The following is a 24,786-nucleotide window of genomic DNA, read 5'->3' as shown; positions in this document are numbered from 1 at the left end:
GGTAATTTATCTGAAAGAACGGCGGCTTTTCTTTTGTGATAAGGGATGTTGTCACCCGCGGCAGTGAGCTATTTATTTCAAAAAGTTGATGAGTTTACCATGGCGTTTTGCTTTCAATTTTATGTAGCTTGCTTCCTTTCAGATGCGGCCTGAACGCGGCTCTTGTGTTGAATAATATCGAATGATCGTCTAAACGTTTAAGTGCAGGTTAAGCGCTATTTGAGTCTTAATACAAAACAAAGGTGAGTTATGGTTAATAATACGCAACAGGATATCTCTGACGATCTTTCTGCGTTCGTTGGAACCCATTTCGTATATACCTATGATAATGGGTGGAAATATGAATGGTACGCACGTAACGATAATACCTGCGATTATCGTATTCATCAGGGGCTGGTGGGTGGCCGTTGGGTCACCAATCAAAAGATGAATGCCGTGCAGTTCGCGCCGGGGATTTACAAGGTTGACTGGCACGAGCCTACAGGAACGTGCGTCAGCTTGCTGTTTGATCTGCAAAGAGAAATTGTTCATGGCACTATCTTCTTCCCGCAATGGATCGCAGGTGAAGGTCAGCATCCGGAAAAAACCATCTGCTATCAGAATGAATTTATTGAAGATATGCACAGATTCCGTGATGAAGGCCCGGCATATCCTTATGTCGTTATCCCGGAATTTGCCACGGTGACCTACATGAAAAATGAAGGCCCTGATAACGATGCCGTTATCAACATGCCACCGGGGCAAATGCCTGCCGATTTCTTTGATGGCAAATAATTTCCCCAATCAAACGTTTGGATATGTCCTCTTCTGAACGTCAGAGTGACTCAGCAGCGTTTCGCACTGTCTGAGCGGGCATTACCGTCCTGGACGGAAATGCCCGGCTAATTGAATTTACGTCCTCAAAATCCAGTACACATACTATTTCCCTTCGGCAGACGGGTATGACCTAAATAATAATGTGTGCGGGCTCCGCGTCCCCTTCAGCATTTCCAGGGAGAGGGCTTCTTTGTATTCATGCCGCAGAATGGCAACAGAAAAATCTTATTCTATACAATGTAGTGAATATGTTTTTTGCCATGATAAGGGGAGATCTCAATTCTGGTTTCAACCCGAAAAACATCCCGCAGAAGTGACTCTGTCAGTATTTCATCCGGTGTTCCTCTGGCAACAATTTCGCCTTGTTGCATAACAATCAATGCATCGCAAAACATCGACGCATGGTTGAGATCGTGGATAGCAACAAGGCTGGTCACCGGTAATTCGCTGATCAATTTCATCAGCTGAATCTGGTGGTGAATATCCAGATGATTTGTCGGTTCATCCAGCAGAATTTCGGTGGGTGACTGTGCCAGTGCTCTGGCGATGTGCACGCGCTGACGCTCGCCACCGGACAGACTCTGCCAGCCCTGATCACCGTGATCCAGCATACCCACTCTTTCCAGTGCGCCATTGACGGTTTCATCATCATGGGCGCTCCAGTTAGAAAAGGGTGTGTGGTGGGGGATACGGCCCAGTTTTACGACATCGCGAACGCGCATATTCGCTTCCGTCATCCCGTGCTGCTCTACGAAGGCAATGCGGCGGGCCAGCTGTTTTTTCGCGATCAAACTGATGTCTTTGCCATCCAGCGCGACACATCCGGAGTGAGGACGGCGTAATCCTGCCAGGAGGCGCAGCAGTGATGATTTTCCCGAACCATTCGGGCCAAGTAAACCCACGGTTTCGCCACGGTTAACCCTGAGAGACACGTCGTTGACGATGATTTTTTTCCCTACCTTCCAGGTCACGTTTTCCGCGCTGATACTCATCACTTACTCCTCGAGCGGTAGATAATAATGGCAAAGAACGGCACGCCAACCAACGCAGTGACCACGCCGACAGGCAAGCTTTGCGGCGCAATCAGGAGCCGCGAGGCGATGTCCGCCAGCACCATCAGAATGGCGCCTGCTAACGCACTGGCAATCAGCAATACTCTGTGCAGCGGGCCAAAGAAGAATCGCATAACGTGGGGGACAACCAGGCCGACAAAGCCAATGGAGCCCGCCATACTGACAATGGTTGCAGTGATAAGCGCAGTGGTGGTGAACAGGATAAACCGAACCCGCGGGACGGAAATACCCAGCGAGGCCGCCGCGTCATCACCAAAGGTAAACGCGTCCAGCGCGCGGGAATAGAAGAGGCAGAGCGCTAAACCCAGCATGACAACGATCAGCACTAACTGAAACTCCGGCCATCTCACGCCGCTAAAGCTGCCCAGCAACCAAAACATGACGTCGCGTGCCTGTTGAGCACTGGCGGAAGTGCTGATGGTGTAAGCGGTAATCGCGTTAAAAAGCTGCGAAGCGGCTACGCCCGCCAGAATGGTGCGATCGTTGCCACCGCGTGCGCCGTTGCTCAGAAAGGTCACAAAGGCAAAGGCCGCGAAGGCCCCGGCAAAGGCGCCCATGGAAAGGGAGATTGACCCGGTGCCGATGCCGAGCACGACCACAGACACCGCGCCGGTTGAGGCACCGGCTGAAACGCCCAGCACATAAGGTTCTGCCAGGGCATTTTTCAGCAGGCTTTGCAGTACCGCACCGCAGATGGCCAGCCCGGCCCCACAGCAGGCAGCCACCAGGGCTCTGCTCAGACGAAAATCCCAGATGACGCTTTCATAAATGCGACTCAGCGGGACATCGGTCATCCCGGTTTTATTCCCGATAGCCTGGAACACGCTGGTCATCGGGATCGACAGCTCGCCGACGCTGACCCCAAAGGCAATCACCAACACCAAAAGCAGCACGGAGAGAACACACGAGGTCGTCAGGATCAGCCTTTGTCGTGTGGGATGAACTGCTGAAGCCATTAATTCAGCCCCATTTTTTTAAGCTGTTCGCCAACCTGCTCAGCGCCGTAAAGCGTGCGGATAGTCGGGTTCATTGCCTGCCCGTCCATGACGACAATATGATTTTTTCGCACGGCATCCAGCTGGCTGACGGCAGGATCGCTTTTGAGGAATTTGATTTTTTCCTGTGCGTTATCAAGCGCCCAGCGGTTACGGTCGAGGCTTGAAACAACAATCACATCCGGGTTTGCCGCAATAATGCTTTCCCAGCCGACGGTCGGCCATTCCGTTTCCGATGTGATGGCGTTATGGCCGCCTAACACATTGGCGATAAATCCTGATGCGCTGTTTTTACCGCCAACATACGCATCAGAGGAAGGTGAGGCGCTGGAAAACCAGAAGACAAAAGAGAGATCTTTAGGGTTTTTACTGAATGCCTGACGCAGGGTGGCTTCCCGGTTTTTAAAGTCGGCGATGAGCACCTGACCGCGATCTTCAACGTTGAAAATAGTGGCCATATCCTCGATTTCTTTATACAGATAGGTCATGTCCCACAGCTTCTGGCGGCTGCCATACATATCGCCAATGTCTTTTTTGGTCGCACACATTCCCGGAGACATATAGCTATTTACGCCGACGGCATCAAAATCTGCTCTTTTGGCGACTTTACTTTCCGGCCCCAGCAACAAGGGTAACTGCGCGGGGACAAAATCAGGATCCTGAGCCAGGATGGATTCCAGTGTAGGAATTTCTACCGTCAGGGTTTTCACTTTAGCGTTTTTTTCAGCCAGCGACGGCAGGACTTTTGATGGCCAAAATGCGCTTGCGATGACCTTATCCTGTAATCCTAACAGCAGCAGAATTTCAACGGTGTTTTGACCTAACGCGACAACGCGCTCAGGGGCTTTGGTGAAAGTGAGCTTATAACCACAGTTGTCGAGGGTTAACGGGTAGGTGGTCGCGAAAGCGGGGCTTAACGAGGCGCACAGCATAACCGCACCGCAGAGGATTCTTTTCATGCAACATATTCCTTCACTGAAATCATTTATTTGAATGGTGTGATAGTTACCGCTCGCAATGATAATGAAAATTATTATTGAAGCGATACTTATTTGAGTTCAGTGAAGTGACAACCCGCCGGGAGGGAACACTTGGCGTAAAAAATAGCCTTAGCGGAGGCTGTTTCCCTTTACCAGACGGCCTGATAATTTGACGAAGAGTCTGCCTGTGCGGCGTTATCCGTTGAGAACCAGAGACATGTCCGGGTACCGGGCGCACATAAAATCGACGAATGCGCGAACCTTTGGGGACGCAAGCCGCCTTGAGGTATGCAATACCCAGAGTGCGCGATCCGGACCCGACACGATGCCCCACTGAACCAATTCGCCGCGGGCAAGCTGGCTCCATGCGATGGACTGCGGGATCAGGGCCGCACCGCCGCCGGCGATAGCGGCATCCCGGACCATCAGTAATGATGAGAAACGCAGTCTGGGAACCGGCTCCAGCATCAGTTCGCCTTCATCCAGCGCCCAGTGAGTGGGCTGAAAACCCGACGTGACAATGGCGGGCACTGACCTTATTGCACCGGGGAGTGGTCTGGCGAATTGGGGCGCTGCCACGACAACTAACCTGTCTCTGGCGAAACACCGCCCGACTAAATTGCTGTCGGGGCTCGGGTTGATGCGGATCGCGACGTCAAATTGTTCCTCGACGAGATCTACCATGCGATCTTCCGCCACGATTTCAATTTCAATTTCAGGGTAGGCCGCACAAAATTCGGCTCCAATGCGTCCCATCGCAAGGTGGGAAAATAGGGCGGGAGCGGCGACGCGCAAACGTCCGCGAGGGGTCGATACACCGTCACCGACCGCCGTCATGGCTTCGGTCATCTCACTCAGCAGGCCTTCAGTCCGTGACATCAGCGTCGCGCCGGCTTCGGTAAGCTTCAGACCGCGAGCGCTGCGCTCGATCAGCCTCACACCCAGTTGCTCCTCAAGATCGGCGATGCGTCGCGATAATGTGGCTTTGGAAATGCCGCTCGCACGGCTTGCCTTCCCCAGCCCCTCATTGGTGGCGACGAGTATAAAATCGGACAGCGCGTTCAGATTCATGGTGTTCCATTTTTGAGACAAGGTATCTCTGTTTTAAGGTATTTGTTTATTTATTGCAACGGAATACTGTCTCGTTATCAAAACCTGAAACGAGGAACTGCAATGAACAATACACAACGCGCTGTACTGATCAGACGCCACGGCGGGGCTGATGCGGCGGAAGTGGCCGGGATCGACATACCCGCACCGGGAGAAGGTCAGGTTCTGATTTTGGCCGCGGATGGCGTCATCACGGGCACCACCTCACCGGACATTCTGGCCCGCAAACCGGCTAATCGCCGGGGACTCTGGTTTATGAATAAGCCGGACCCCGTATTGCTGGAGACGCTGGCGAAAGAAGTCGCCAGCGGCACGCTTCAGTCCAGAATTGGCGGCATCGTGGGATTCGCTGATCTTCCCGACGCCATCGAACGTCATCGCACGGCCTCCCGGACCGGGAAAGTTGTTGCAGATTTTTCACGTTAATCTTTCTTTGTATTTACAGGAGTCAACTATGAGCATTCTCGTTACAGGTGCCACGGGCACGGTGGGTTCACTGATCATTCAGAGGCTGGCTGACGCCGGTGTCGACGCTAAAGCCCTTGTCCGTCGGGCAGGTAAACGTGAATTCCCCGCAGGGGTCACGGAAGTCGTTGCAGATCTGAGCGATGTCGCTTCAATGCGCGCGGCATTGTCATCCGTACGCACGCTATTTTTGATCAATGCGGTCACGCCCGACGAGGTGACGCAGGCCCTGATCGCGCTCAATCTGGCTCGCGAGGCGGGCATCGAGCGTATCGTGTATCTGTCTGTCATTCATTCTGACAAGTTCACTAACGTGCCGCATTTCACCGGCAAGCATACGGTTGAACGCATGATAGAAAGCCTTGATATGCCTGCCACCATTCTGCGTCCGGCTTACTTTATGCAAAACGACCTTATGGTTCAGCAGACCATTCAGAGCTATTCAGTCTATCCAATGCCGATCGGATCGGCTGGCGTCTCAATGATTGATGCACGGGATATCGCGGATGTCGCTGTGGCTGAGTTGCTGCGACGCGACAGTGCCACGTCTGCGCTGGAACGCGTCACGCTGGAACTGACCGGGCCGCAGCCGCTCACCGGCGCATCCGTTGCGCAAATCTGGAGTTCCGTTCTGGGCAGAGAGATCACCTATGGCGGTGATGATGTCGCCGCTTTTGAAGAACAGCTCACCTCATATTCTCCGGGCTGGCTGGCCTACGACATGCGCCTGATGATGGCAGGTATCCAGATGCACGGCATGCACTCAGCAGAGGGAACGGCCGCAAAGTTACAATCCATCACAGGGCATCCGCTGCGCACCTATGAAGACTTCGTACGCGAATCTGTGGCAGGGAACTAAAACAGCAGGCACCGGGGCGGTTAACTGCCAGGCAGATAGCCGCCCCGATCTGATTATGCCTGTCTGCGTTTCAGGCCAGTAATGACGGCCAAAAGTAAGGCTGCAATCGCTAAGGCACAGGCCAGCCAAAGGGTGTCTGTTAACGCGAATGTATCGACGATGTGGCCTCCAGCCCATGATCCCAGCGCAATCCCTGCATTGAATACACCGACATACAGCGCAGCCGCAATTTCCACGGCGCGGGGTGCGGCTTTTATCATCCAGGTCATCAGTCCGACAGAAAGCCCGCCGTAAGCCAGCCCCCAGAAGACGAGAACGGCACCTCCGCCCTTGACTGATTGCCCGGCGATAATGAACAGCACCGGGGTTAACACCAGTCCTGTCGCCATCACCATCAGCGTGATTGTGGTATGGCGCGCGGCGGTGATACCCGCCAGAAAGTTACCGGCGATACCGGCAATACCGTAGGCAAACAGGATGGCTCCTGTCCATTGCGCATCAAATCCTGACACGTCGATCAGCAGCGGGCGCACAAAGGTAAAGGCCGTGAAATGGCTTGTCACCAGCAACAACGTCAGGAGCAAGCCCGCTTGTATTTTGCGGTTGCTAAGTTGATCAATGAACTGGCTGATGTTAGCCGAACCCGCAACGGGCAGCGCCGGAATGACGGCAAGGTGGAGTGCCAGCACCAGTGCGCTGAAAATTGCCATGATGGCAAACGCCCAGCGCCAGCCGATGACGTCGCCAATAAATGCCCCCAGGGGCACGCCCAGTACCGAAGCCGCAGCAACACCGCCAAAGATAATGGATGTCGCCAGGCCAGCCGCGCGCTCCGGAACCAGACGCGATGCCAGACCGCCCGCGATGGCCCATACTCCGCCCATGCAGAAGCCAACCACTATCCGGGCGGCCAGCATGATCATCAGATTCGGTGCCAGCGCGCAGGCAAGGTTTGCTATCACCAGCAACGCCAGCAGACCGCAGAGTATCCGGCGACGATCTATTCCGCCCGAGGCAATGACCACAAAAGGGGCGAATAAAGCGGCCAGCAATGCTGGCAGGGAAATCATCAAACCCGCATGGCCAGTGGTGATACTGAGCGCCCCGGCGATAGACGTCAGTAAACCCACCGGCAGCATTTCGGTCGTGACCACAGAGAATGTTGCCAGACCCACAGCGAGGACGGGCGTCCACGATGCGCGAACAGATGTCATGGTGGAAAATGTATTCATCATTCAGATCCTGTAATGTGCGCCGCGCTCAGGCGCGACTGCTCTGCTTGAGCAGAGTTAAATGACTTAAAAATGCCATAAGCACCACCCCGGCTCCGGCACATAAGGCGACGTAGGATCCTGCCCGCGCTCCGGCGTTATCCACAACCTGACCGGCGATGACGGCACCCAGCGCAACGCCCACGTTCAGCCCGGCCAGCAGCCAGGTCATGCCTTCTGTTAACTGATTTTCTGAAACCTGGCGTTCAACCAGCGACATCGCCACGATCATGGTCGGGGCGAAAAACAGGCCAGCCATCAGGAGGGCCATCGCTAACGCCGTAAGATTCGTGACCAGTATCAGCGGGAGAGTGGTGGCGGCGGTGGCCAGCCCGCCCAGCCACAACAGCCGGTGAAGTGGAGTTTTCAGCCTGAGTGAGCCATACAGCAACCCGGACACACACGACCCCGCGGCATAGGCTGATAACACCAGGCTGGCCGCAGCCGAGCGGCCGAGCTGTTCCGCGAAAGCGACGCTGACGATATCAACCGTACCGACAATGACCCCCATCGCCACCATCAGCAGCGTCAACAGTTGCACGCTTGTCATACCGATGACCGAACCCGAGCCAGATATGGCGGAACCGGCCGCGACAAGGGGAGGCTCTGTCCTGCGCTGCATCACCAGAGCAAACACGCCCACAAACAGCAAAAGCGCAGCGAGCAGCAGACCCGCCTGGGGAAACAGCGTAACGGAAAGGCCGATTGAGAGGGGCGGTCCCACAATGAACGTCAGTTCATCAAGCACCGTTTCAAGTGAATAGGCTGTCTGCAAACGGGGCTGCCCCCGGTACAGCGCCGTCCAGCGGGCCCGTACCATGGCAGACATGCTGGGCATAAATCCGGCCAGTAGAGCGCCTAAAAACAGGAGCACGCCAGTGACGTTCCAGTGAGAACCCGCCATCAGGATAAATAACCCGGTGATGCTGATCGCCGTAGCCGCAGGCAAAACGCGGCGTTGCCCATAACGATCGACATACCGGGAGATCTGCGGAGACAAAAGGGCGTAGGTCAAAACAAAGGTGGCGGAAACCGCACCCGCCAGGGCATAGCCGCCGCGCTGCTGGGATAACAGCGTGATAATGCCGATCCCCGCCATCGGCAACGGGATCCGTGAGAGGAGTCCTGCAATCACAAAATTGCCGGTTCCAGGTTCAGTAAAAAGGTGTCGGTACAGAGTAGCCATCTTCTTCTCCGGTAGTATTTGCTTGCCATGACAACCACGCGCAGTGACAATACATACAGCGCGTATGAATAGAATCCTATATACATACGCGGTGTTTGTAAATAATCATTCATTCCGTATGTAAGGAGCAAAACATGGTTCGCCGTACCCGTGCCGAGATGGAAGAGACACGAGCCACATTGTTAGCGACGGCCCGTAAAGTCTTTTGCGAATATGGCTATGCTGAAACCTCGATGGATGATCTGACTGCGCAGGCAGGGCTGACCCGTGGGGCGCTTTATCATCACTTTGGTGACAAAAAAGGGTTGCTGGCGGCGGTTGTGGAGCAGATTGATGACGAGATGGATCAACGCCTGCAGGCGATTTCCAATAATGCCGGGGAGCCGTGGGAGGGTTTTTGCCACCGCTGCCGGGCTTACCTTGAGATGGCGCTCGAACCTGAATTTCAGCGCATTGTTTTGCGCGATGCAAAAGCGGTGCTGGGCGGTTCCTCACCTGAATCGCAACGCCATTGTGTTGAATCCATGCAAAGCCTGATTCGCAATCTGATTCAGCAAGGTGTCGTTGAGGACGTTGACCCGGAGGGACTGGCTTCGCTGATATACGGCAGCCTGGAAGAAGCGGCGTTTTGGATTGCCGACGGTGATGGGAGCAAGACGAGGTTGCAACAAGGCATTATCGCGCTCAACCTGCTGCTTCGCGGATTGCGACGTGTCGGCTGAAACGCATTTTCATTGGGTTCTGCGCGTTCACGCGACAATCTCAATTAGATCTAATAGAATGATATGATTGAAAAATTTGTAATTAAAGAGTAAGTGAAATAAATTAGAGTGGAAGAGTTAAATATTAATAAGAGGTTAAGATGAATGTGACATTAATTACGAGCATTATTGGTGGAGTTTTTGCCATAGCTTCTGTTCTGATTTCTGTTGGAATTACCACATATAATCAGAACAGAGCCAACAAAATTAACAATTCCATGGAGGTAAAGAGAAGACATCAATATTACCTTGAGCCATTGATTAGGTCGGCCGCTGACTTGCAAAGTCGAATTTATAACATACTAGAAGGTAGATTCATTGAAAGGTATTATCATAACGGAAGTGATCGAAATAAAAACTATGTTATAAACAATACTGTTTTCCTTGTGGCTCAATTTTTTGCATGGACCGAAGCCGCTCGCATTGATGTTCAGTTTCTTAACCTTGAAAATGATTTAAAGACTCGTAAGCTATCCGAACTGCAGAGTAAAATATATTCATTGATACAAACAGATAGCCTTGGCCCTCATTTTGTTTTTTTTGCAGGAGAGCAAAGAGCTATTGGTGAGCAGATGTTAATCAAAATGGACAAGGGTTACAACTGTATAGGTTATGGTGAATTCATAAAAAAAAATGCATTCTGTAACGAATTTTTATTTGAAGAACTGAAAAGTGAAGTCGTTAAAATGACGGAAAACATACAAGGTTATCGCGTTCGATTACATAAATTACAGCATGCACTGATTGATTTACTTGATTATCTTGATCCCAATGAGGTCAGGATCAATAGTAACGAGCGTTCTAAAATATAAAGTTAAACCCCTAATATCAAAGACCATGTTACATAGAAATAGATTACTTAAGAATTAGTGAGAATTCTTATTCCTTGAAAAATAGGCAATGAAACTCGGGGCTCTCTTTGGCGGCATGAATGTCCGCTCCTTGCACTCAGCAGACGTTCAGGCCCATCAAGGTTCCTGCTTTGCTGGCGGAAGCAATTTTTTAGCTTCTTGAATGAGCTTTTCAATCTCTTCCAGAGGGATGCATCCTTCGTAGCAAGAAAAAGAGAACTCATGAGTTGCATCGGAATAGAAGACTTCAGCAATTTGCCGGAGCGGGGATGTTCCAGCCTCAGAAAGTTCGAGGTACATCCCATCACGGATGACATCGCTTCCACGGGGTAGGTTGCATTGGATCTTAGCCATAGATTTAATTTTCCATTATTCCTATTAACGAGGCCTCTGTTCGAGCGCAATAAAACAGAAAAAATACCCCAGAAGATAATTTGCACAGGTCCGCAAAGAGCGAAAAGCGGAAGTTGCACGTGATCATCAATGGACATGGAGCGGAGTAACCAGCTGAAAGGATAACAGCCAAAGCAGAGGTTACTAACAACATTCACCTCATGAGCCGGATATCTATCGCCTTTCATACCCTCTGAGCATATTAGTATCAACTATTTGCGAACCATGCCGATACTGACAGAATGACTATCATTTGATGATAATGAAAGAAGGATACTTGAATTGAACAGAATGACAGGAATTGCTGTTTTATGTCTTGCGCTGATGGGATGTAGTTCTATGCCCTCAGAAAACAGAACGCAGTACCTGAGAACGGAAATGCAGTCACCAGTTTCAGGGCCAACCACAGTAACTGTAACCGCGGACAGCCTTCTGAAAAAAGACAATACCCGTAATTTGCTATTGTACGCACTCCGCCCGTTGCCTGGAAAAGTATTCACCTCTGATCTGGACAGAAAGTTTGCAGCAGCGACGATCTATATCGATTTGTACGCAGATAAAGGAAACAGTATGGCCGAGATCAGTGGTGAGATAAATTACTATGATCACGAGCAATATGTGAATGCCCGCCTGGTAGGAGGCATTGTCAGGACAATACCACTTGCACCACAGGGCATCCCGCTGACACTCAATAAGCCTTTATCAATCAGTCTGCCACATGGGATCCACTATTCCGTCATGCTGACGGACAGCCAGCCTTGAACATAGCTCCGCTTAAAAAAGCGCATGAGGACGTAATGGCGAATATATGGCACAAAATTAAATCTTTTTTCATAGCAGAACCGGAAGATGCATACTGGGATCAAAGAGCGACCAACCTGGACTATCTGGTGAAGCGGCATACGGGTGAAATTGTAGTTGATCCGACCACCGCTTACTTGTCTCTGGATGACCGGGCCAAAATGGCAGTCGATACGGTAGACTTCGAGACGATGCTTGCCGACCTGGAGATATCGACGGATTATCGTGCACTCAATTCCAATGATATTGTTGTGGCAGTCTGCATTGGGATCATGGGGGTTGGCGCTGCGCATATGACAAATCACTATGCCGATGCACTGGAAGAAAAGTTCGTAAAGCTGCATGAGTATTTTAAGCCTGAGGATACAGGTGCCAGTCCCTTAGACTACCGGGCAGGTGCTAACCATCGATCTATCTTTGGGCACGACTTTAATCTCAATCAGAAACTGCCAGACGGTTATATGTATGGAGGGCAAGATGTCGGTGGGCAAACTGTATATTCACTGGTGCTAAAATACCTCGAAAGTAACTTTCCCGGGAGCAGTGGACTCGGCCTGCACCTTAAAGCAATCCTGCATATTCTGACCCACTATCTTTCCGATTTACCCACAACGAAAGGGTTACCTTTACCCTTTTCTTCTTTTTTTACAGAATGGAAAGAGGACCCCACCAAATCATCAGGCTATGCGGCTTCTAACCCTTTGATGGAAGCTCTGGGAGATGAGTACGGAACTATAAACGCAGCTGATACATCCAGCTACGCTGTTATGAAATTGCTTTTACTCTCTTATGGCGCTTTTGCCCATAGGGGACTGGATACTCCGGAAGATGAAAAAGAGCTACATAAGACGCAACTTGCGGTGATCGCTTATGGCACTGCGCTTGTTATACAGATGCTTCTGCTGGTAACAGGAACTCTTGGACGAACCGGAAAGCTGAACTACCTTATTGCCGGTCCGTTCCTCTGGAACAGTGCCCGCTCCGTGTTGATAGTCCATAAACAGCATCGGCAGGTCATGACTCATTACGAGAAATCTATTGCCGTACTTAATGACAGCGAATCAAATTTTGACGATTGGGTAAAAACTGTATGCGTTTAGTAAACCATGCCACTAAAACAAAAAACTTTTATCATTTTGAAGACTCCGATGATTGTTGCGAGCCTGCTGTAGTAACAGCAGCAGCTGAGCGTTTGCGGCAAAGCAAAGATCTTAATGCTGCTGATGCCGCCCAACTCGAAACGATTGTCTCGCTTGAACTGCTGAGGTATGAGTACGCTTCTGGCGAAATGCCGGTGGATGATTTAAAGTCGCAAATACAAAAACTGCGTAATACTTTAATCGATGTCCATGGCCGGGAACCTTTCGATAACGGCAATATAGACAAAGGTTTCTACAGATTTCTGAACGAGGAATATGGTCTTGTCACAAAGTAAAAACATCCTGGCCGCTGTTGGGTTATTAGTGACTGCTATTTCATCAGCTTTTGCAGGGAAAAAGGCTTCGGACCATCTTGAAAAACGTCGTAAAAAAGCGCTTGAAAAGGAAGAGGGTGGGATTGATAAAAAACTGAAAAAGGACGGCAAATGATTATTTTATTTATTGTTATTGCATTAATTGCTTTTGTTATTATATTTGGCGCCAATGAGGTGCCCAGACGAAGAAGGCATCAGGCGATGCAGGAGGCAAAAAAGAAAAGGTTTCGTGATAGTGACCAGAGATGAATGACGAAATATTACGATCAAGCATATTTAGCATATTGATGATGTCCACTTCCCCTTATCTGATATGTATTAGCTCAGACCTGATCTGACAGTTACCGGTTATTTATACAGGTGTCTGTCAGATTACATCTGGCTTAAATTTTTATCAGACCAGATGCGTTTTCCATCAAGTAATGTATCAATTGGCGTCCGCCCACAGCACATTTTTCCTGGTGGGTTCGCTCATTATTATAGTGAGTTAGCCATTCTGACCTACTTCCCGTAGATTAGTACATCATGATGTTAGCCGTGTCCGCTTTTGGCACAGAGCAGTCCATGGCAACGGCCAAGAGCGGCAATAATGAGAAGTAATTGTTGCCACAATTGATGTCTAGTCCTGATCAATGGGAAGCAGTTCAGCGTGTTTTTACAGGCTTTATTAGTTTCGGTTATGGCCAAACTCCCGCGAGAGCAGTATTTGTTTCCAGTGAGTTTCGCGGCGGTCAATTTCACCTTTTTCGGCATTAAGATCCATGACTTCGAGGATCGCGAAAGTGATATTCTGCAGTCGGTTTTCATCGCCTGTGCCGAAAGCTTCCTTAAGCCCTACATTGCCGCCATGCCCGGAACCAAAATAATATTCCCATCGGCCCCATATCCCCTCGATTCCATCGGCTTTTCCAACGTAGAGTTTTCCGCCGTCCCGATCAGTTAATACATAGATGCCTTTAACCATGGACAGTGCGGTACGCCAGGATTGCAGATTAAGTCTGAGGATCGAGCCGATGCTGTTCCGGTCCAGCACGACGTTGCGGTAGCCTGGAAACTCGCCGAAGGTCAGACGTGCCGGGGTGATGGCGCTGATAACCAGTTCGCTCTGAATATTTTCACCGAGGCGAATGAAGTTACGGACTGTATTTTTAAAGCTGATATACATCCTTCCAGCATATTCTTCAGTCTCTGGGATTTTCTGGAGGTTGTACTGATAATACAGTTCCTCACGATCAGGGTAGGCTTTCTTTCCCGCGTTGCCTATCTGCTGAAATGCTCCAGCAAATAGCCAAGTTTCAGTCCCCGGGATCCTGATCAGTGAAACGACATATCTGCGGCTAAACTCCTGTCGCTTTTGCCAGCACTGCCAGTCGTCGAAAGTGCCTCCACGGAATTTAACAAGCGGATCCTCTTTATAATCATTTAATTGCGCAAGATGGACCTTGGTGGCTTCAGGCGTCAGATCCGGAAACTCCATCTTCAGATAATCAAAAAGCTTCAATTCCTCTCCTTAATAATCAGCTGAGTCTGTTAACTTTTTGCCGTGGCTTCACGTTACATGCCCGCATTCCACTAAGCTGTTGCTTACAAATTAACACGATTCGATTTCAGCAACGTTCTCTTCTGGCAGGTAACTTACTGACGGCTTAATAAGATACTGACCTGCTCTCATTAAATTGACATAGATGACTATATTGGCAACGTCCGCTTTTGGCACACAGCAGACAAACACGTGACGCTGAAGGTCTGCTGAGAGCGAGGAGCTGAAGCTCTGGGCATAACTCAAGCAGCACAGCTTTTGACAATCCTTTAGAAGTTGTGATTAAGAGCTGGCGGTGAGTTCGTTCTTCTTGGCGAAAGATATAATCACCGGGCTTTAACGATAGCCATGACGAAACCATCCCATCCTTTTTCACCAACAGTCTGTACTGCTGTAGCTTCAAGTCGCTCATCCTCAGAAATCATCTGAACAAACTCTCGCAGACCTTTAACGTTCGGATCATCACTGCTGGAGTCGATTACACCGCCACCGCGCACAGTGTTATCCCCAACGATAACAGTACCTTGTTGCGACAGTTTGATAGCCCATTCAAGATAGTGTGGGTTATTCACTTTATCAGCATCGATAAAAATCAGGTCAAAGGGGGCTTTTAGTGTTGGCAAGACATCAAGAGCTGCCCCAATATGCAACGTAACGCGCTCAGCCAGCCCCGCTTTGTTTATATTCTGGCGAGCAACCTCTGCATGATGCTCGTTGAATTCAATTGTCGTTACGCTTCCATGTGGTGGGAGAGCCCTGGCCATCCATATAGTGCTATAACCCCCAAGCGTGCCTATTTCAAGAACACGGACAGCACGTGACATACGAATGAAAATGGCCAGCATTTTCCCCTGCAAAGCAGATACATCGTGTGCGGGCAATCCTTGATCTATGTTATTAGCGAGAGTGTATTTTAAATCTGAGTCTTCAGGGGCGAGCTTTTCAGAAAACCAGGCGTCTACCTGTGCCCATTTATCAGAATCTCGCGAAGGATAATCAGGAATTCGCATATGAAATCTATTCTCCTTAAAAAAACCATATGAAATTTTAGCAGACATTTGTTACATGGGTTGGTACGCCTAACGTACTCACTTAAAATGAAGATGGATGAATATGGTACTCATCAATGTACTCATTTTTGACAGCGTTTTTACGAGATGAGTTGAGACTCTGGGAATAAAAAAATCCACGCAATTGCGTGGATTTTTGTCGGAGCATCAGAGCAATGTTGCCCTGAAGCAGAGGTTAGACGTTGAACAGGAAGTTCATTACGTCGCCATCTTTGACGATGTAGTCTTTGCCTTCTGAACGCATTTTGCCGGCTTCTTTCGCGCCTTGTTCACCTTTGTAGGTGATGAAGTCTTCGAACGCGATGGTTTGTGCGCGGATGAAGCCTTTTTCGAAGTCGGTGTGGATTTTACCTGCGGCTTGCGGGGCGGTTGCGCCGACAGGGATAGTCCATGCGCGAACTTCTTTTACGCCAGCGGTGAAGTAAGTTTGCAGGTTCAGCAGTTCGTAACCGGCGCGGATCACGCGGTTCAGACCCGGCTCTTCGATGCCCAGTTCTGCCATGAATTCTTCACGGTCAGCGTCGTCGAGTTCTGCAATGTCAGACTCCACGGCGGCACACACTGCTACCACCACTGAACCTTCGGCGTCTGCGATTTTACGCACGATGTCGAGGTAAGGGTTGTTCTCGAAACCGTCTTCGTTGACGTTCGCGATGTACATGGTAGGTTTCAGGGTCAGGAAGCTCAGGTAGCGGATGGCCGCTTTGTCTTCTTCGGACAGATCCAGCGCACGCAGCATGCCCGCGTTTTCCAGCTGTGGCAGACATTTTTCCAGAGCGGCCAGTTCTGCTTTCGCATCTTTGTCGCCGCCTTTGGCGCGTTTCTGCACACGGTGAATTGCACGTTCGCAGGTATCGAGGTCAGACAACGCCAGTTCGGTGTTGATAACGTCGATGTCATCAGCCGGATCCACTTTGTTGTTAACGTGAATGATGTTGTCGTTTTCAAAGCAACGTACCACGTGGCCGATAGCTTCGGTTTCGCGGATGTTGGTCAGGAACTGGTTGCCCAGGCCTTCACCTTTAGACGCGCCTTTCACCAGGCCCGCGATGTCCACGAATTCCATGGTCGTTGGCAGGATGCGCTGCGGTTTTACAATCTCGGCCAGCTGGTCGAGACGCGGATCGGGCATTGGTACCACACCGGTATTCGGTTCGATGGTGCAGAACGGGAAGTTTGCTGCTTCGATACCCGCTTTGGTCAGCGCATTGAACAGAGTTGATTTACCGACGTTCGGCAGGCCGACGATACCGCATTTGAATCCCATGTTTTTATCACCTTAATATCTTAATAATCAAACGATTAAGTATAACCGCACGATGTAATGACCACAATTCCCCGCATTATACACGAGAACCACATTTATCTCGATCCGCTTGTGACCGGCCCGCCGCGGTGCAGCGGATTAAACCTTGCCTCGGTTCCGTCATTTTTAGATACTTGTCACAATTTTTTAACTGAACTGGAAATGTACCGGATGTTTTATGTTTAGCCCGCGTGGTCTGAAGTTATCGCAAGTGAAGAATGAAACGCTGGCCGGATTTGTGGTGGCCGTGTCGATGATCCCGGAAGCGGTGGGTTTTTCGCTGGTGGCCGGATTGTCTCCTATTGTCGGTTTGCACACGGCGTTTATTATCGGGCTGGTGACTGCGCTGTTCGGCGGCAAGCCGGGCATGGTGTCGGGCGCGGCGGGTTCCATCGTGGTTGTGCTGATGAGTCTGGCGGCGCAGCACGGCATGGGATATGTGCTGTGGGCGACGATTTTTGCCGGTGTGATCCAAATTCTGATTGGCGTATTTCGCCTCGGGAAGTTTATCCGCCTGGTGCCGCTGCCTGCGGTACACGGCTTTGTGAACGGTCTGGCGATTGTCATTATGCTGGCGCAGTTGCACATGATTGCCGGGCAGGGGCCGCTGATGTACGGGCTGGTGCTGCTGGCGATTGCCGTCGTCGTGCTGTTCCCGAAACTGACCAAAATTATCCCGTCTTCGCTGGCAGCGCTGATTGTTGTCTCCGCCGTGGCGATTGGTTTTAACCTGCATACGCTGCGCGTCGGGGATCTGGCGGATATCTCCGGTGCCTTGCCGCACTTCAGCCTGCCGGTGGTGCCGTTCAGCGTGGAGATGCTGAAAGTTGTTCTGCCTTACGCCGTCGTTATCGCCCTGGTCGGGCTGATTGAATCGCTGCTGACCATGACGGTGCTCGATGAAATGGGCAATCAGAAAGGCAACGGCAACCGCGAAAGTATCGCGCAGGGCGCGGGCAATACGATTTGCGGGCTGTTCGGTTGTTTCGCCGGTTGCGCGATGATCGGGCAATCGATCATCAATTTCACCTCCGGCGGTCGCGGGCGGATTTCCGGTACGGTCGGCGCGATTTTGCTGATCCTGTTTGTGGTCAGCCTTTCCGGTTACATCGGTCTGCTGCCGGTGGCGGCGCTGGCGGGCATTATGCTGGTGGTCTGCTACAACACTTTTGAGTGGAGTTCGCTGCGTCGTCTTCGCCGTATGCCAAAAGCCGATGTATTGGTGATGCTGATTGTTACCGTCATCACCATCTTTACCGATCTGGCCGTGGCGGTGATCAGCGGCGTGATTATTTCGGCGCTGGTCTTTGCCTGGCAACAGGCGCGTATCCGTATCCGTGAGCACAAAACCAAAGGCGATCTGGCGGTGTATAAGCTGGACGGGCCGCTGTTCTTCGGCTCTGCCGCGACCTTTGCCGAACTGTTCAACCCTGAAAATGATCCGCAAAACGTGGTGCTGGATTTTGCCGGTACGCGGGTGATGGATTCGAGCGGCGTGGAGGCGATCGATAAGCTGACCGCGCGTTATCTCGACGCCGGTAAAACCATTCGTCTGCGCCATCTGAGCAATGACTGCGTCAGTCTGCTGAAGAAAGCGGGGCCGTTCTGTTCTCATGAACTCGACGATCCGCAGTATTACGTCGCAGAAGACAGTCTCTGAAATCCCGAAGGTGCCGCTTAATCACGGCACCTTTTTTCATCATGCGTCCCGCCGCTGCGCCTTTAAGATAAACGCTTACAATTCGTGCCAAAAAAGCCACCAAATTCATATCGCTGAAAATTCTGTAATGTTATACCGTTACGCCCGGTTCATTCCGCACACAGGGCTCACCGCCCGCGCTGCGGATGATTATTTCCTCTGCCGGAGCGGACATGAGCATAAACACAACATCTCCTGCTGATGATGCCAGCAAACCGCTGCGCTTTCAGGCCGCCGCCTCCCATACGCGCTGGCTGAACGGGCTGATCACCGGCGTAATGGTGATCAGCAGCGTGATGTACCTGATATTGCTGATGCTGTATATGGTTGCGCCGGCGTCGGTGTGGCCGTGGGTGACCGGCAATATGATGGCGGCGATGTGGGTATGCGCCGCCTCCCTGCAATGCGCGCGGCGTATCTCCCGCTGGCGTGCGCAACAGTTTGCGCCGGGGGGGGAAGACATCACGCCGCCAATGCCCGCCGGATTTTCTCACCGTCTGATTTCCCGCCCGTGGATGCGCCCGGTTTTGCGTTATATCGACGCGCACGTCTTCTTTCAGGCATTCCCCGCGGCAGCCGCCTTGCTGCTTATCGCGCTCTTATGGCAACTGCCGCTGCCGGTCAGTGACACCGGTGACGCGGGCTATTTCGCCGGTTCGGTGTTGCTTCTCTGCGCTTTTGCGGTGCTGGTGCTGGAACGCCACTGGACGTTAAAAAATCCGCTGGAATGGCCGGAGGCGGCAAAACTGGCGCTGATGATGCGCATGATGATTGCCGTCTTTTTACTGAGTGCGCTGGCCCTGATGTTCGCCCGTGGCCCGTTGGTATGGCCGGCACAGCTGCTGCGGCTTACAGGGCTGTTACCGGCGCTGGTGGCGATCGAGCTTTTGCTGCGTGCGCTGATGGCGATGTTTTCGCCGCCGCGTGAGGACAAAGAACCGGAGTTTATTGCGGGCAGCCTGCTGGCCGCGCAAATATGCTGGCCACCGCGTCCGTTACAGTTTGTGCAAAACGAACTGCATCAGCATTTTGGTATCGATTTGCGCCAGATCTGGGCATTCCATTTTATCCGCCGCGCGCTGCTGCCGCTGGCCGCGTTCCTGATGCTGACCGGCTGGCTGCTCACCGGCATCAGCGAAGTGCCGCTGACCCAGCGCGGCATTTATGAATCCTACGGTAAACCGGTGGCGGTCAGACAACCCGGTTTACACCTCGGGCTGCCGTGGCCGTTTGGCCGCACGCAGTTTGTCGATAATGGCGAAGTACATGAACTGACCACCGGTTCTGAAGAGCCGGTAACCGCGGTGCCTGCGCAAGTGGCTGACACCGCCGAAGGCCCGGCGCCGGAAAGTGCCAACCGGTTATGGGATTCCGGCCACAGCAGCGACAAATCGCAAATCATCGCCAGCGCCGCCAGCGACCGGCAAAGTTTTCAAATCATGGATATGGATGTGCGCTTCGTTTACCGCGTGGCGATGAACGACGACGCGGCGATGGCGAGCCTGTATCACACCGAAAATATGCCGGTGCTGATCCGCAGTATCGCCAATCAGGTGCTGGTGCATGATTTCTCCTCGCGCACGCTCGACAGTTTGCTGGGCAGCGAGCAGACCCGGCTTGCCGCTGACATCGGCCAGAAAGTGCAACGCCAGCTGGATCATCTTCACAGCGGCGTGGAACTGCTGGCGACGGTGATTGAATCGATCCATCCGCCTGCGGGCGCGGCGGACGCGTATCACAGCGTGCAGGCAGCACAAATTCTGGCGCAAAGCGCGATTGCCGGTGAGAAGGGACAGGCCGCGCAGCAGCTCAATGCCGCGCAGCAATTTGCCCGTCTGGCGCTCGATGCCGCCAGCGCACAAAGCCACGAAAATATTGTCCGGGCGCAGGTGATGGCGCTGCGCACGAACGCCGATAATCAGGCGTATCAGGCTGGCGGACAATCCTTCCTCACCGAGCGTTATTTCAGCCAGCTGACGCTGGCGATGAAGCCACATCCGAAGGTTCTGATTATCGATCACCGTATCGGTGACGGGACGCCGCCGGTGCTGGATCTGAGAAATTTTACCCTGCCATTTACGCCCGGAGCGGATAAAGCGGCACACCCTGTTAAAGCGGAGACTACCCGGTGAGTGATTCCCAACACCCTGACGGCCACGATCACAACGCACATGGCGGGCATCACCACGCTGCCGGACATCATCACCATCATCATCATCATGGCGGCCCGGCCGCGCCCAAACTCTGGCGGCGGGCGACGGTGGCCGTCGTGCTGGTGGCGCTGATTGTCGCCACGGCCTGTCTGGTGCAGGTGCGTTCCGGTGAAGCGATGGTGATCACGCGATTTGGTGACCCGGTGCGTGTGCTGTTGCAGCCGGGGCTGGCGTGGCATCTTCCGGTGCCGCTGGAAACCGCCATTCCGGTGGATTTACGGATCCGCACCACGTCGAGCGGTTTGCAGGATGTCGGCACGCGCGACGGCCTGCGGATTATCGTGCAGGCGTATACCGTCTGGCAGGTGAAAAACGATCCTCAGCATGTGCAGCGGTTTATCCGTGCGGTACAAAATCAGCCGGATATGGCGGCTGCGCAGATACGAACCTTCATCGGGTCGGCGCTGGAAACCACTACCAGCGGGTTTGCGCTGGCCGATCTGGTGAACACTGACGCCAGCAAAATCCGCCTCTCCGGTTTTGAACAGCATCTGCATGACCAGATTGCCCGTCAGCTGCTCGACAGCTACGGCATCGAATTAGTGCAGGTGGGCGTTGAACGCCTGACGCTGCCGTCGGTGACATTAGATGCCACCGTGGATCGCATGCGGGCAGAGCGTGAAACCATCGCCACCGAGCGTTCAGCCGAAGGAAAACGTCAGGCGGCAGAAATTCGTTCTTCCGCCGAGCGCGAAGCCCGCGTGATGAAGGCCGATGCGTCCGTGAAAGCCGCCAGTATCGACGCGCAGGCGCAGGTGCAAAGTGCAGCGATCTACGCCAGTGCCCGTGCCGGTAACCCCGAACTGTACGATCTGCTGCGCTCGCTCGACACGCTCAGCAGCGTGATCACGTCCGGCACCCAGATGGTGCTGCGCACCGATGCCGCGCCGTTCAAGCAACTGGTGGAAGGTCCGCCGGTTTTACCCGCCGCCACTCACGGGCCGCAGCCATGAATCCGTTAGCCCGTTTTCAGGGGAATGCCTGGTTTCAGGCGGGGCGCTTGGCGTATCTGGCGCTGTTTGCCATGACCCTGATTGCCGCCGCTGACTGGCTGTTCTCCAATGTCCGGCAGATTGAGCCGGATAAACGCGCGGTGGTGATGCGTTTCGGTGCGGTTTCGCGCACGGCGGGCGCCGGGCTTTTACTGGCGTGGCCAGAGCCGCTGGAGCAGGTGGATATTCTGCCCGCCGCTGACCGGGTGATTGAACATCACGTCACCGCCTTGCTGCGCTCAGACATTATCCCCGCCTGGAACAATACCGGCAGCGAGAAAAGTGACGCCGTCGCCGGTGCGGGGTATTTACTGACCGGCGATGCCGGTGTGGTTCAGCTGGATGTGCAGGTGTATTACGTCATCACCGATCCGGTGGCGTATGTGTTGCAGGGCGCGCACGTGCTGCCTGCGCTGGACAGGTTAACCGAGCACGCGGCGGTGGCGATTTGCGCCTCACGGGATCTGGATACCATTCTGGTCGCCAGGCCGGAAATGGCCGGAAACGGCAGCCAGATTGCGCAAAGCCGTGAGCGGTTGCGCGGGGATTTACGTCAGGGTATCAATCAGCAGCTCGCCGCCCTGAGAGCGGCAGGCAGCGATCCGGGTATCGAAGTTCGCCGCGTTGACGTGCAGTCATCGCTGCCCCCTTCAGCGGTGGATGCGTTTAACGCGGTGCTGACGGCCAGCCAGCAGGCGGAACAGAACATCGCCAGCGCCAGCAATGAGGCTGCCCGCGTGCATCAGGACGCCGTGCAGTCTGCGGACCGTGCCTTACAGGTTTCCCATGCCAGAGCCAGCGAACAGATTGCCCGGGCTTCCACCGACACCGCGACCATTGTGCAACTGGCGAACGATCATTCGCCCGAACTGCTGTGGCGTTTATGGCGTGAACGGATGCCGCCGATCCTCGCGCAGGCTGGCAGCGTGACTGCCATTAATCCTCACGACGACGCGCATCTGATCCTGCCGGGGCCAGACCGTCCATCCTCTCAACCCTGAGGTATTTACCCTGTGACTTCGATGTCTTCTGAAGAACCGTCAGCGAAAAGCGTGCTGCTCACGCGCCATGAGCAGCGGAATATGGCGGTGCAGCTGCTTCTGGCGATGACCGCATTCGGCCTGTTGCTGTGCGGCTGGATCTGGCAGTGGGTGTTTCCGCAGCAGCGCGACGTCGGGCAGATTCTGTTTGGCGTGGCGTCCCTGCTGGTGGCGGTGCCGGTATTGCGTTCGGCAATGTACAGTCTGCGCAGCCCGAGTCTGCATGGCGTGACCGATCAGCTGATCGCGCTGGCGATGCTGGGTGCCTGGGCGACCGGCGATCTGATGACCGCCGCCTTGCTGCCGGGCATCATGATTTTTGGTCATATTCTGGAAGAGCGCAGTGTGATCGGTTCGCAGGAAGCCATTGATGCACTGAGCCGTCTGACCCGCAGCCGTGCGCGACGCATTCTGCCGGATGGCGGGATTGAAGAAATCGATAATCATCAGCTGCAAACCGGCGATTGCGTGGAAGTGCGCGCAGGCGACCGTTTGCCCGCTGATGGCCGCGTGTTGTCCGGCAGCGCCAGTCTGGATACCGCGCCAATCACCGGTGAATCCGTGCCGCAGGAAGCCCGCGCAGGGGACGAGGTGTTTGGCGGTGCCATTAATCTGGACGGATTGTTGTCTGTCGAAGTCACGCGAACCGGCGCGGATGCCACGCTGGGTAAAGTGATTGCGCTGATGCAAAAAGCCGAACATGCCAAACCGCCGATCACCCGTCTGCTCGAACGTTATGCCGGGCAATATCTGGTGCTGATTTTGCTGATCGCGGCGGCGACCTGGTTTATTACGCGTGATGCCCACGCCATGCTGGCTGTGCTGGTGGCGGCCTGTCCGTGCGCGCTGGTGCTTTCCGCGCCCGCGACGGCCATCGCGGGTATTGCCGTCGCCGCGCGCCACGGGATTTTGATCCGAAGCTCTGCATTCCTTGAAGAGCTGGCCGATCTCAACGCCATTGTGGTCGATAAAACCGGCACGCTGACCCACGGTGAACTGCATCTGCAACGCACGGTGCTCCAGGAAAACGAATCCCCGGCAGCGGTGCTTGGCCTGGCGGCCAGTCTCGGCGCGGCAAGCAGCCATCCGGTCAGCCGCGCGCTGGCGAAGTTACTGCCGCGTGAGCAATATTTGCCGCTGGAAGAAGTGTCAGAACAACAGGGCATGGGCGTGCGGGCGCACACCGCGCAGGGCGAGGCTTTGCTGGGACGTCCGGCATTTTTCAGCCAGAATAATATCGCGGTGAGTGATGTGCCTGAACATGACGGGCCGCTGGTCGGGCTTTCGCTGAACGGGCATTTTCTCGGCTGGCTGTTGCTGGCAGATTCGTTACGCCCTGAAGCGCAGACCGCGCTGGCCGAACTGCGTCTGCTCGGGCTGCAACGCCAGCTTTTACTGACCGGTGACCGCGCCAGCGTGGCACATCGCATTGCCGGTGAACTGGGCATCAGCGACGTAGTCGCTCAGGCTTTACCGGAAGATAAACTGCATCAGGTGTCTGCGGAAATTGCGCAGGGCTATCGCCCGATGGTGGTCGGGGACGGCATTAACGATTCGCTGGCGCTGAAGGCGGGTGTGGTGGGGATTGCAATGGGCGCGGGCGGCAGTGATATCGCGCTGGCTTCCGCCGATGTGGTACTGATCGGCAGCGATTTGCGCCGTCTCGGCACCTGTGTGCGCCTGAGCCGGGCGTGCCGCAGAACGCTGAAAATCAATGTGTTCATCGGGCTGGGCTGGACGCTGGTGGTGATGGCGGCGGCGGCGATGGGGTTGCTGGGCGTGGCGGGCGTGTTGATCGCCGCTCTGCTGCACAATCTCAGTACGTTGCTGGTGCTGGGCAACGCCGGGCGGTTACTGCGTTTCGACGAGCCGCTCTGAACATTATTGCGTC

General features: G+C 53.5%; 24 protein-coding genes and 1 pseudogene. 14 read left to right on the top strand and 11 right to left on the bottom strand.

Going from position 1 to position 24,786, the window contains the following annotated elements:
- Positions 1-249: 249 nt before the first annotated feature.
- On the top strand, positions 250-774 hold the full coding sequence (locus ACO0U8_RS00405) for a phenolic acid decarboxylase (protein WP_056777759.1): 525 nt from the start codon (positions 250-252) through the stop codon (positions 772-774).
- Between the two features lie 272 nt (positions 775-1,046).
- Here the strand turns inward: ACO0U8_RS00405 and ACO0U8_RS00400 are convergent, their stop codons facing one another.
- The 4 genes from ACO0U8_RS00400 to ACO0U8_RS00385 form a co-directional block, all read right to left on the bottom strand.
- A complete protein-coding gene (locus ACO0U8_RS00400) occupies positions 1,047-1,808 on the bottom strand; it encodes an ABC transporter ATP-binding protein (protein ID WP_056777756.1) in 762 nt (253 codons plus the stop codon).
- Positions 1,808-2,845, bottom strand: coding sequence for a FecCD family ABC transporter permease (locus ACO0U8_RS00395; protein WP_421670049.1), 1,038 nt, complete (start codon positions 2,843-2,845; stop codon positions 1,808-1,810). The genes ACO0U8_RS00400 and ACO0U8_RS00395 overlap by 1 nt, the downstream gene beginning before the upstream one ends.
- Positions 2,845-3,843, bottom strand: a complete 999-nt coding sequence (locus ACO0U8_RS00390; RefSeq protein ID WP_421670048.1) for an ABC transporter substrate-binding protein — start codon at positions 3,841-3,843, stop codon at positions 2,845-2,847. Before ACO0U8_RS00390 ends, ACO0U8_RS00395 begins: the two co-directional genes overlap by 1 nt.
- A gap of 216 nt (positions 3,844-4,059) precedes the next feature.
- A complete protein-coding gene (locus ACO0U8_RS00385; RefSeq protein WP_421670047.1) occupies positions 4,060-4,935 on the bottom strand; it encodes a LysR family transcriptional regulator in 876 nt (291 codons plus the stop codon).
- Between the two features lie 102 nt (positions 4,936-5,037).
- Here ACO0U8_RS00385 and ACO0U8_RS00380 point away from each other — a divergent pair, with 102 nt between their 5' ends.
- A complete protein-coding gene (locus ACO0U8_RS00380; RefSeq protein ID WP_421670046.1) occupies positions 5,038-5,400 on the top strand; it encodes a zinc-binding dehydrogenase in 363 nt (120 codons plus the stop codon).
- 28 nt (positions 5,401-5,428) lie between these two features.
- Positions 5,429-6,298, top strand: coding sequence for an NmrA/HSCARG family protein (locus tag ACO0U8_RS00375; RefSeq protein ID WP_421670045.1), 870 nt, complete (start codon positions 5,429-5,431; stop codon positions 6,296-6,298).
- Between the two features lie 53 nt (positions 6,299-6,351).
- Here the strand turns inward: ACO0U8_RS00375 and ACO0U8_RS00370 are convergent, their stop codons facing one another.
- On the bottom strand, positions 6,352-7,530 hold the full coding sequence (locus ACO0U8_RS00370; RefSeq protein ID WP_421670658.1) for an MFS transporter: 1,179 nt from the start codon (positions 7,528-7,530) through the stop codon (positions 6,352-6,354).
- A gap of 28 nt (positions 7,531-7,558) precedes the next feature.
- Positions 7,559-8,755 carry an MFS transporter gene (locus ACO0U8_RS00365; RefSeq protein ID WP_421670044.1) on the bottom strand — a complete coding sequence of 399 codons (1,197 nt, stop codon included), beginning with the start codon at positions 8,753-8,755 and terminating at the stop codon, positions 7,559-7,561.
- A 134-nt stretch (positions 8,756-8,889) separates the two neighbouring features.
- Between ACO0U8_RS00365 and ACO0U8_RS00360 the strand changes: the two genes are divergently transcribed.
- Positions 8,890-9,477 (top strand): TetR/AcrR family transcriptional regulator, encoded by a 588-nt coding sequence (locus tag ACO0U8_RS00360; protein ID WP_421670043.1) that lies wholly within the window; start codon positions 8,890-8,892, stop codon positions 9,475-9,477.
- A gap of 140 nt (positions 9,478-9,617) precedes the next feature.
- Positions 9,618-10,328, top strand: coding sequence for a lysogenic protein (locus ACO0U8_RS00355; RefSeq protein WP_217202905.1), 711 nt, complete (start codon positions 9,618-9,620; stop codon positions 10,326-10,328).
- 156 nt (positions 10,329-10,484) lie between these two features.
- Here the strand turns inward: ACO0U8_RS00355 and ACO0U8_RS00350 are convergent, their stop codons facing one another.
- The gene (locus ACO0U8_RS00350; RefSeq protein WP_421670042.1) at positions 10,485-10,721 is read right to left on the bottom strand and encodes a hypothetical protein; all 237 of its coding nucleotides are present in this window, start codon (positions 10,719-10,721) and stop codon (positions 10,485-10,487) included.
- Between the two features lie 321 nt (positions 10,722-11,042).
- On the opposite strand from ACO0U8_RS00350, the gene ACO0U8_RS00345 reads away from it, so the two are divergent.
- From ACO0U8_RS00345 to ACO0U8_RS00330, 4 genes are read left to right on the top strand one after another with little or no spacing between them, the layout of a single operon-like run.
- Positions 11,043-11,522 carry a hypothetical protein gene (locus ACO0U8_RS00345; RefSeq protein WP_421670041.1) on the top strand — a complete coding sequence of 160 codons (480 nt, stop codon included), beginning with the start codon at positions 11,043-11,045 and terminating at the stop codon, positions 11,520-11,522.
- Between the two features lie 35 nt (positions 11,523-11,557).
- Positions 11,558-12,661, top strand: a complete 1,104-nt coding sequence (locus tag ACO0U8_RS00340; RefSeq protein ID WP_136374804.1) for a hypothetical protein — start codon at positions 11,558-11,560, stop codon at positions 12,659-12,661.
- Entirely contained in the window at positions 12,652-12,996 is a 345-nt protein-coding gene (locus tag ACO0U8_RS00335) for a hypothetical protein (RefSeq protein ID WP_421670040.1), read from the top strand. Before ACO0U8_RS00340 ends, ACO0U8_RS00335 begins: the two co-directional genes overlap by 10 nt.
- Positions 12,983-13,150, top strand: coding sequence for a hypothetical protein (locus ACO0U8_RS00330; RefSeq protein WP_168734051.1), 168 nt, complete (start codon positions 12,983-12,985; stop codon positions 13,148-13,150). Before ACO0U8_RS00335 ends, ACO0U8_RS00330 begins: the two co-directional genes overlap by 14 nt.
- A 257-nt stretch (positions 13,151-13,407) precedes the next feature.
- Here ACO0U8_RS00330 and ACO0U8_RS00325 read toward each other — a convergent pair.
- The 4 genes and pseudogenes from ACO0U8_RS00325 to ychF all read right to left on the bottom strand — a co-directional run.
- Positions 13,408-13,532, bottom strand: a pseudogene (locus ACO0U8_RS00325) (IS481 family transposase); the annotation flags it as partial.
- Between the two features lie 170 nt (positions 13,533-13,702).
- Complete coding sequence (locus tag ACO0U8_RS00320) at positions 13,703-14,536, bottom strand: GIY-YIG nuclease family protein (RefSeq protein ID WP_421670039.1); 834 nt, start codon at positions 14,534-14,536, stop codon at positions 13,703-13,705.
- A gap of 365 nt (positions 14,537-14,901) precedes the next feature.
- Complete coding sequence (locus ACO0U8_RS00315) at positions 14,902-15,585, bottom strand: O-methyltransferase (RefSeq protein ID WP_056770766.1); 684 nt, start codon at positions 15,583-15,585, stop codon at positions 14,902-14,904.
- Positions 15,586-15,820: 235 nt separating this feature from the next.
- Positions 15,821-16,912 carry a redox-regulated ATPase YchF gene (gene ychF, locus ACO0U8_RS00310; RefSeq protein WP_056770762.1) on the bottom strand — a complete coding sequence of 364 codons (1,092 nt, stop codon included), beginning with the start codon at positions 16,910-16,912 and terminating at the stop codon, positions 15,821-15,823.
- A gap of 217 nt (positions 16,913-17,129) precedes the next feature.
- Between ychF and ACO0U8_RS00305 the strand changes: the two genes are divergently transcribed.
- From ACO0U8_RS00305 to ACO0U8_RS00285, 5 genes are all read left to right on the top strand, one after another.
- Complete coding sequence (locus ACO0U8_RS00305; RefSeq protein WP_122095326.1) at positions 17,130-18,611, top strand: SulP family inorganic anion transporter; 1,482 nt, start codon at positions 17,130-17,132, stop codon at positions 18,609-18,611.
- A gap of 212 nt (positions 18,612-18,823) precedes the next feature.
- A complete protein-coding gene (gene hflK, locus ACO0U8_RS00300; protein WP_421670038.1) occupies positions 18,824-20,782 on the top strand; it encodes a protease modulator HflK in 1,959 nt (652 codons plus the stop codon).
- Positions 20,779-21,816: a protease modulator HflC gene (gene hflC, locus ACO0U8_RS00295; protein WP_421670037.1), complete on the top strand. Its 1,038-nt coding sequence runs from the start codon at positions 20,779-20,781 to the stop codon at positions 21,814-21,816. The genes hflK (ACO0U8_RS00300) and hflC overlap by 4 nt, the downstream gene beginning before the upstream one ends.
- Positions 21,813-22,856 carry a protease modulator HflK gene (gene hflK, locus ACO0U8_RS00290; protein WP_421670036.1) on the top strand — a complete coding sequence of 348 codons (1,044 nt, stop codon included), beginning with the start codon at positions 21,813-21,815 and terminating at the stop codon, positions 22,854-22,856. The genes hflC and hflK (ACO0U8_RS00290) overlap by 4 nt, the downstream gene beginning before the upstream one ends.
- A gap of 21 nt (positions 22,857-22,877) precedes the next feature.
- The gene (locus ACO0U8_RS00285) at positions 22,878-24,773 is read left to right on the top strand and encodes a heavy metal translocating P-type ATPase (protein ID WP_421670035.1); all 1,896 of its coding nucleotides are present in this window, start codon (positions 22,878-22,880) and stop codon (positions 24,771-24,773) included.
- The last annotated feature ends 13 nt before the right edge of the window (positions 24,774-24,786 follow it).

The organism is Rahnella sp. EDr1-12, assembly GCF_049206505.1.
GTDB lineage: Bacteria > Pseudomonadota > Gammaproteobacteria > Enterobacterales > Enterobacteriaceae > Rahnella > Rahnella rivi.
The sequence above is the reverse complement of the archived record's forward strand: the minus strand, read 5'-3'. Positions and strand labels throughout refer to the sequence as shown.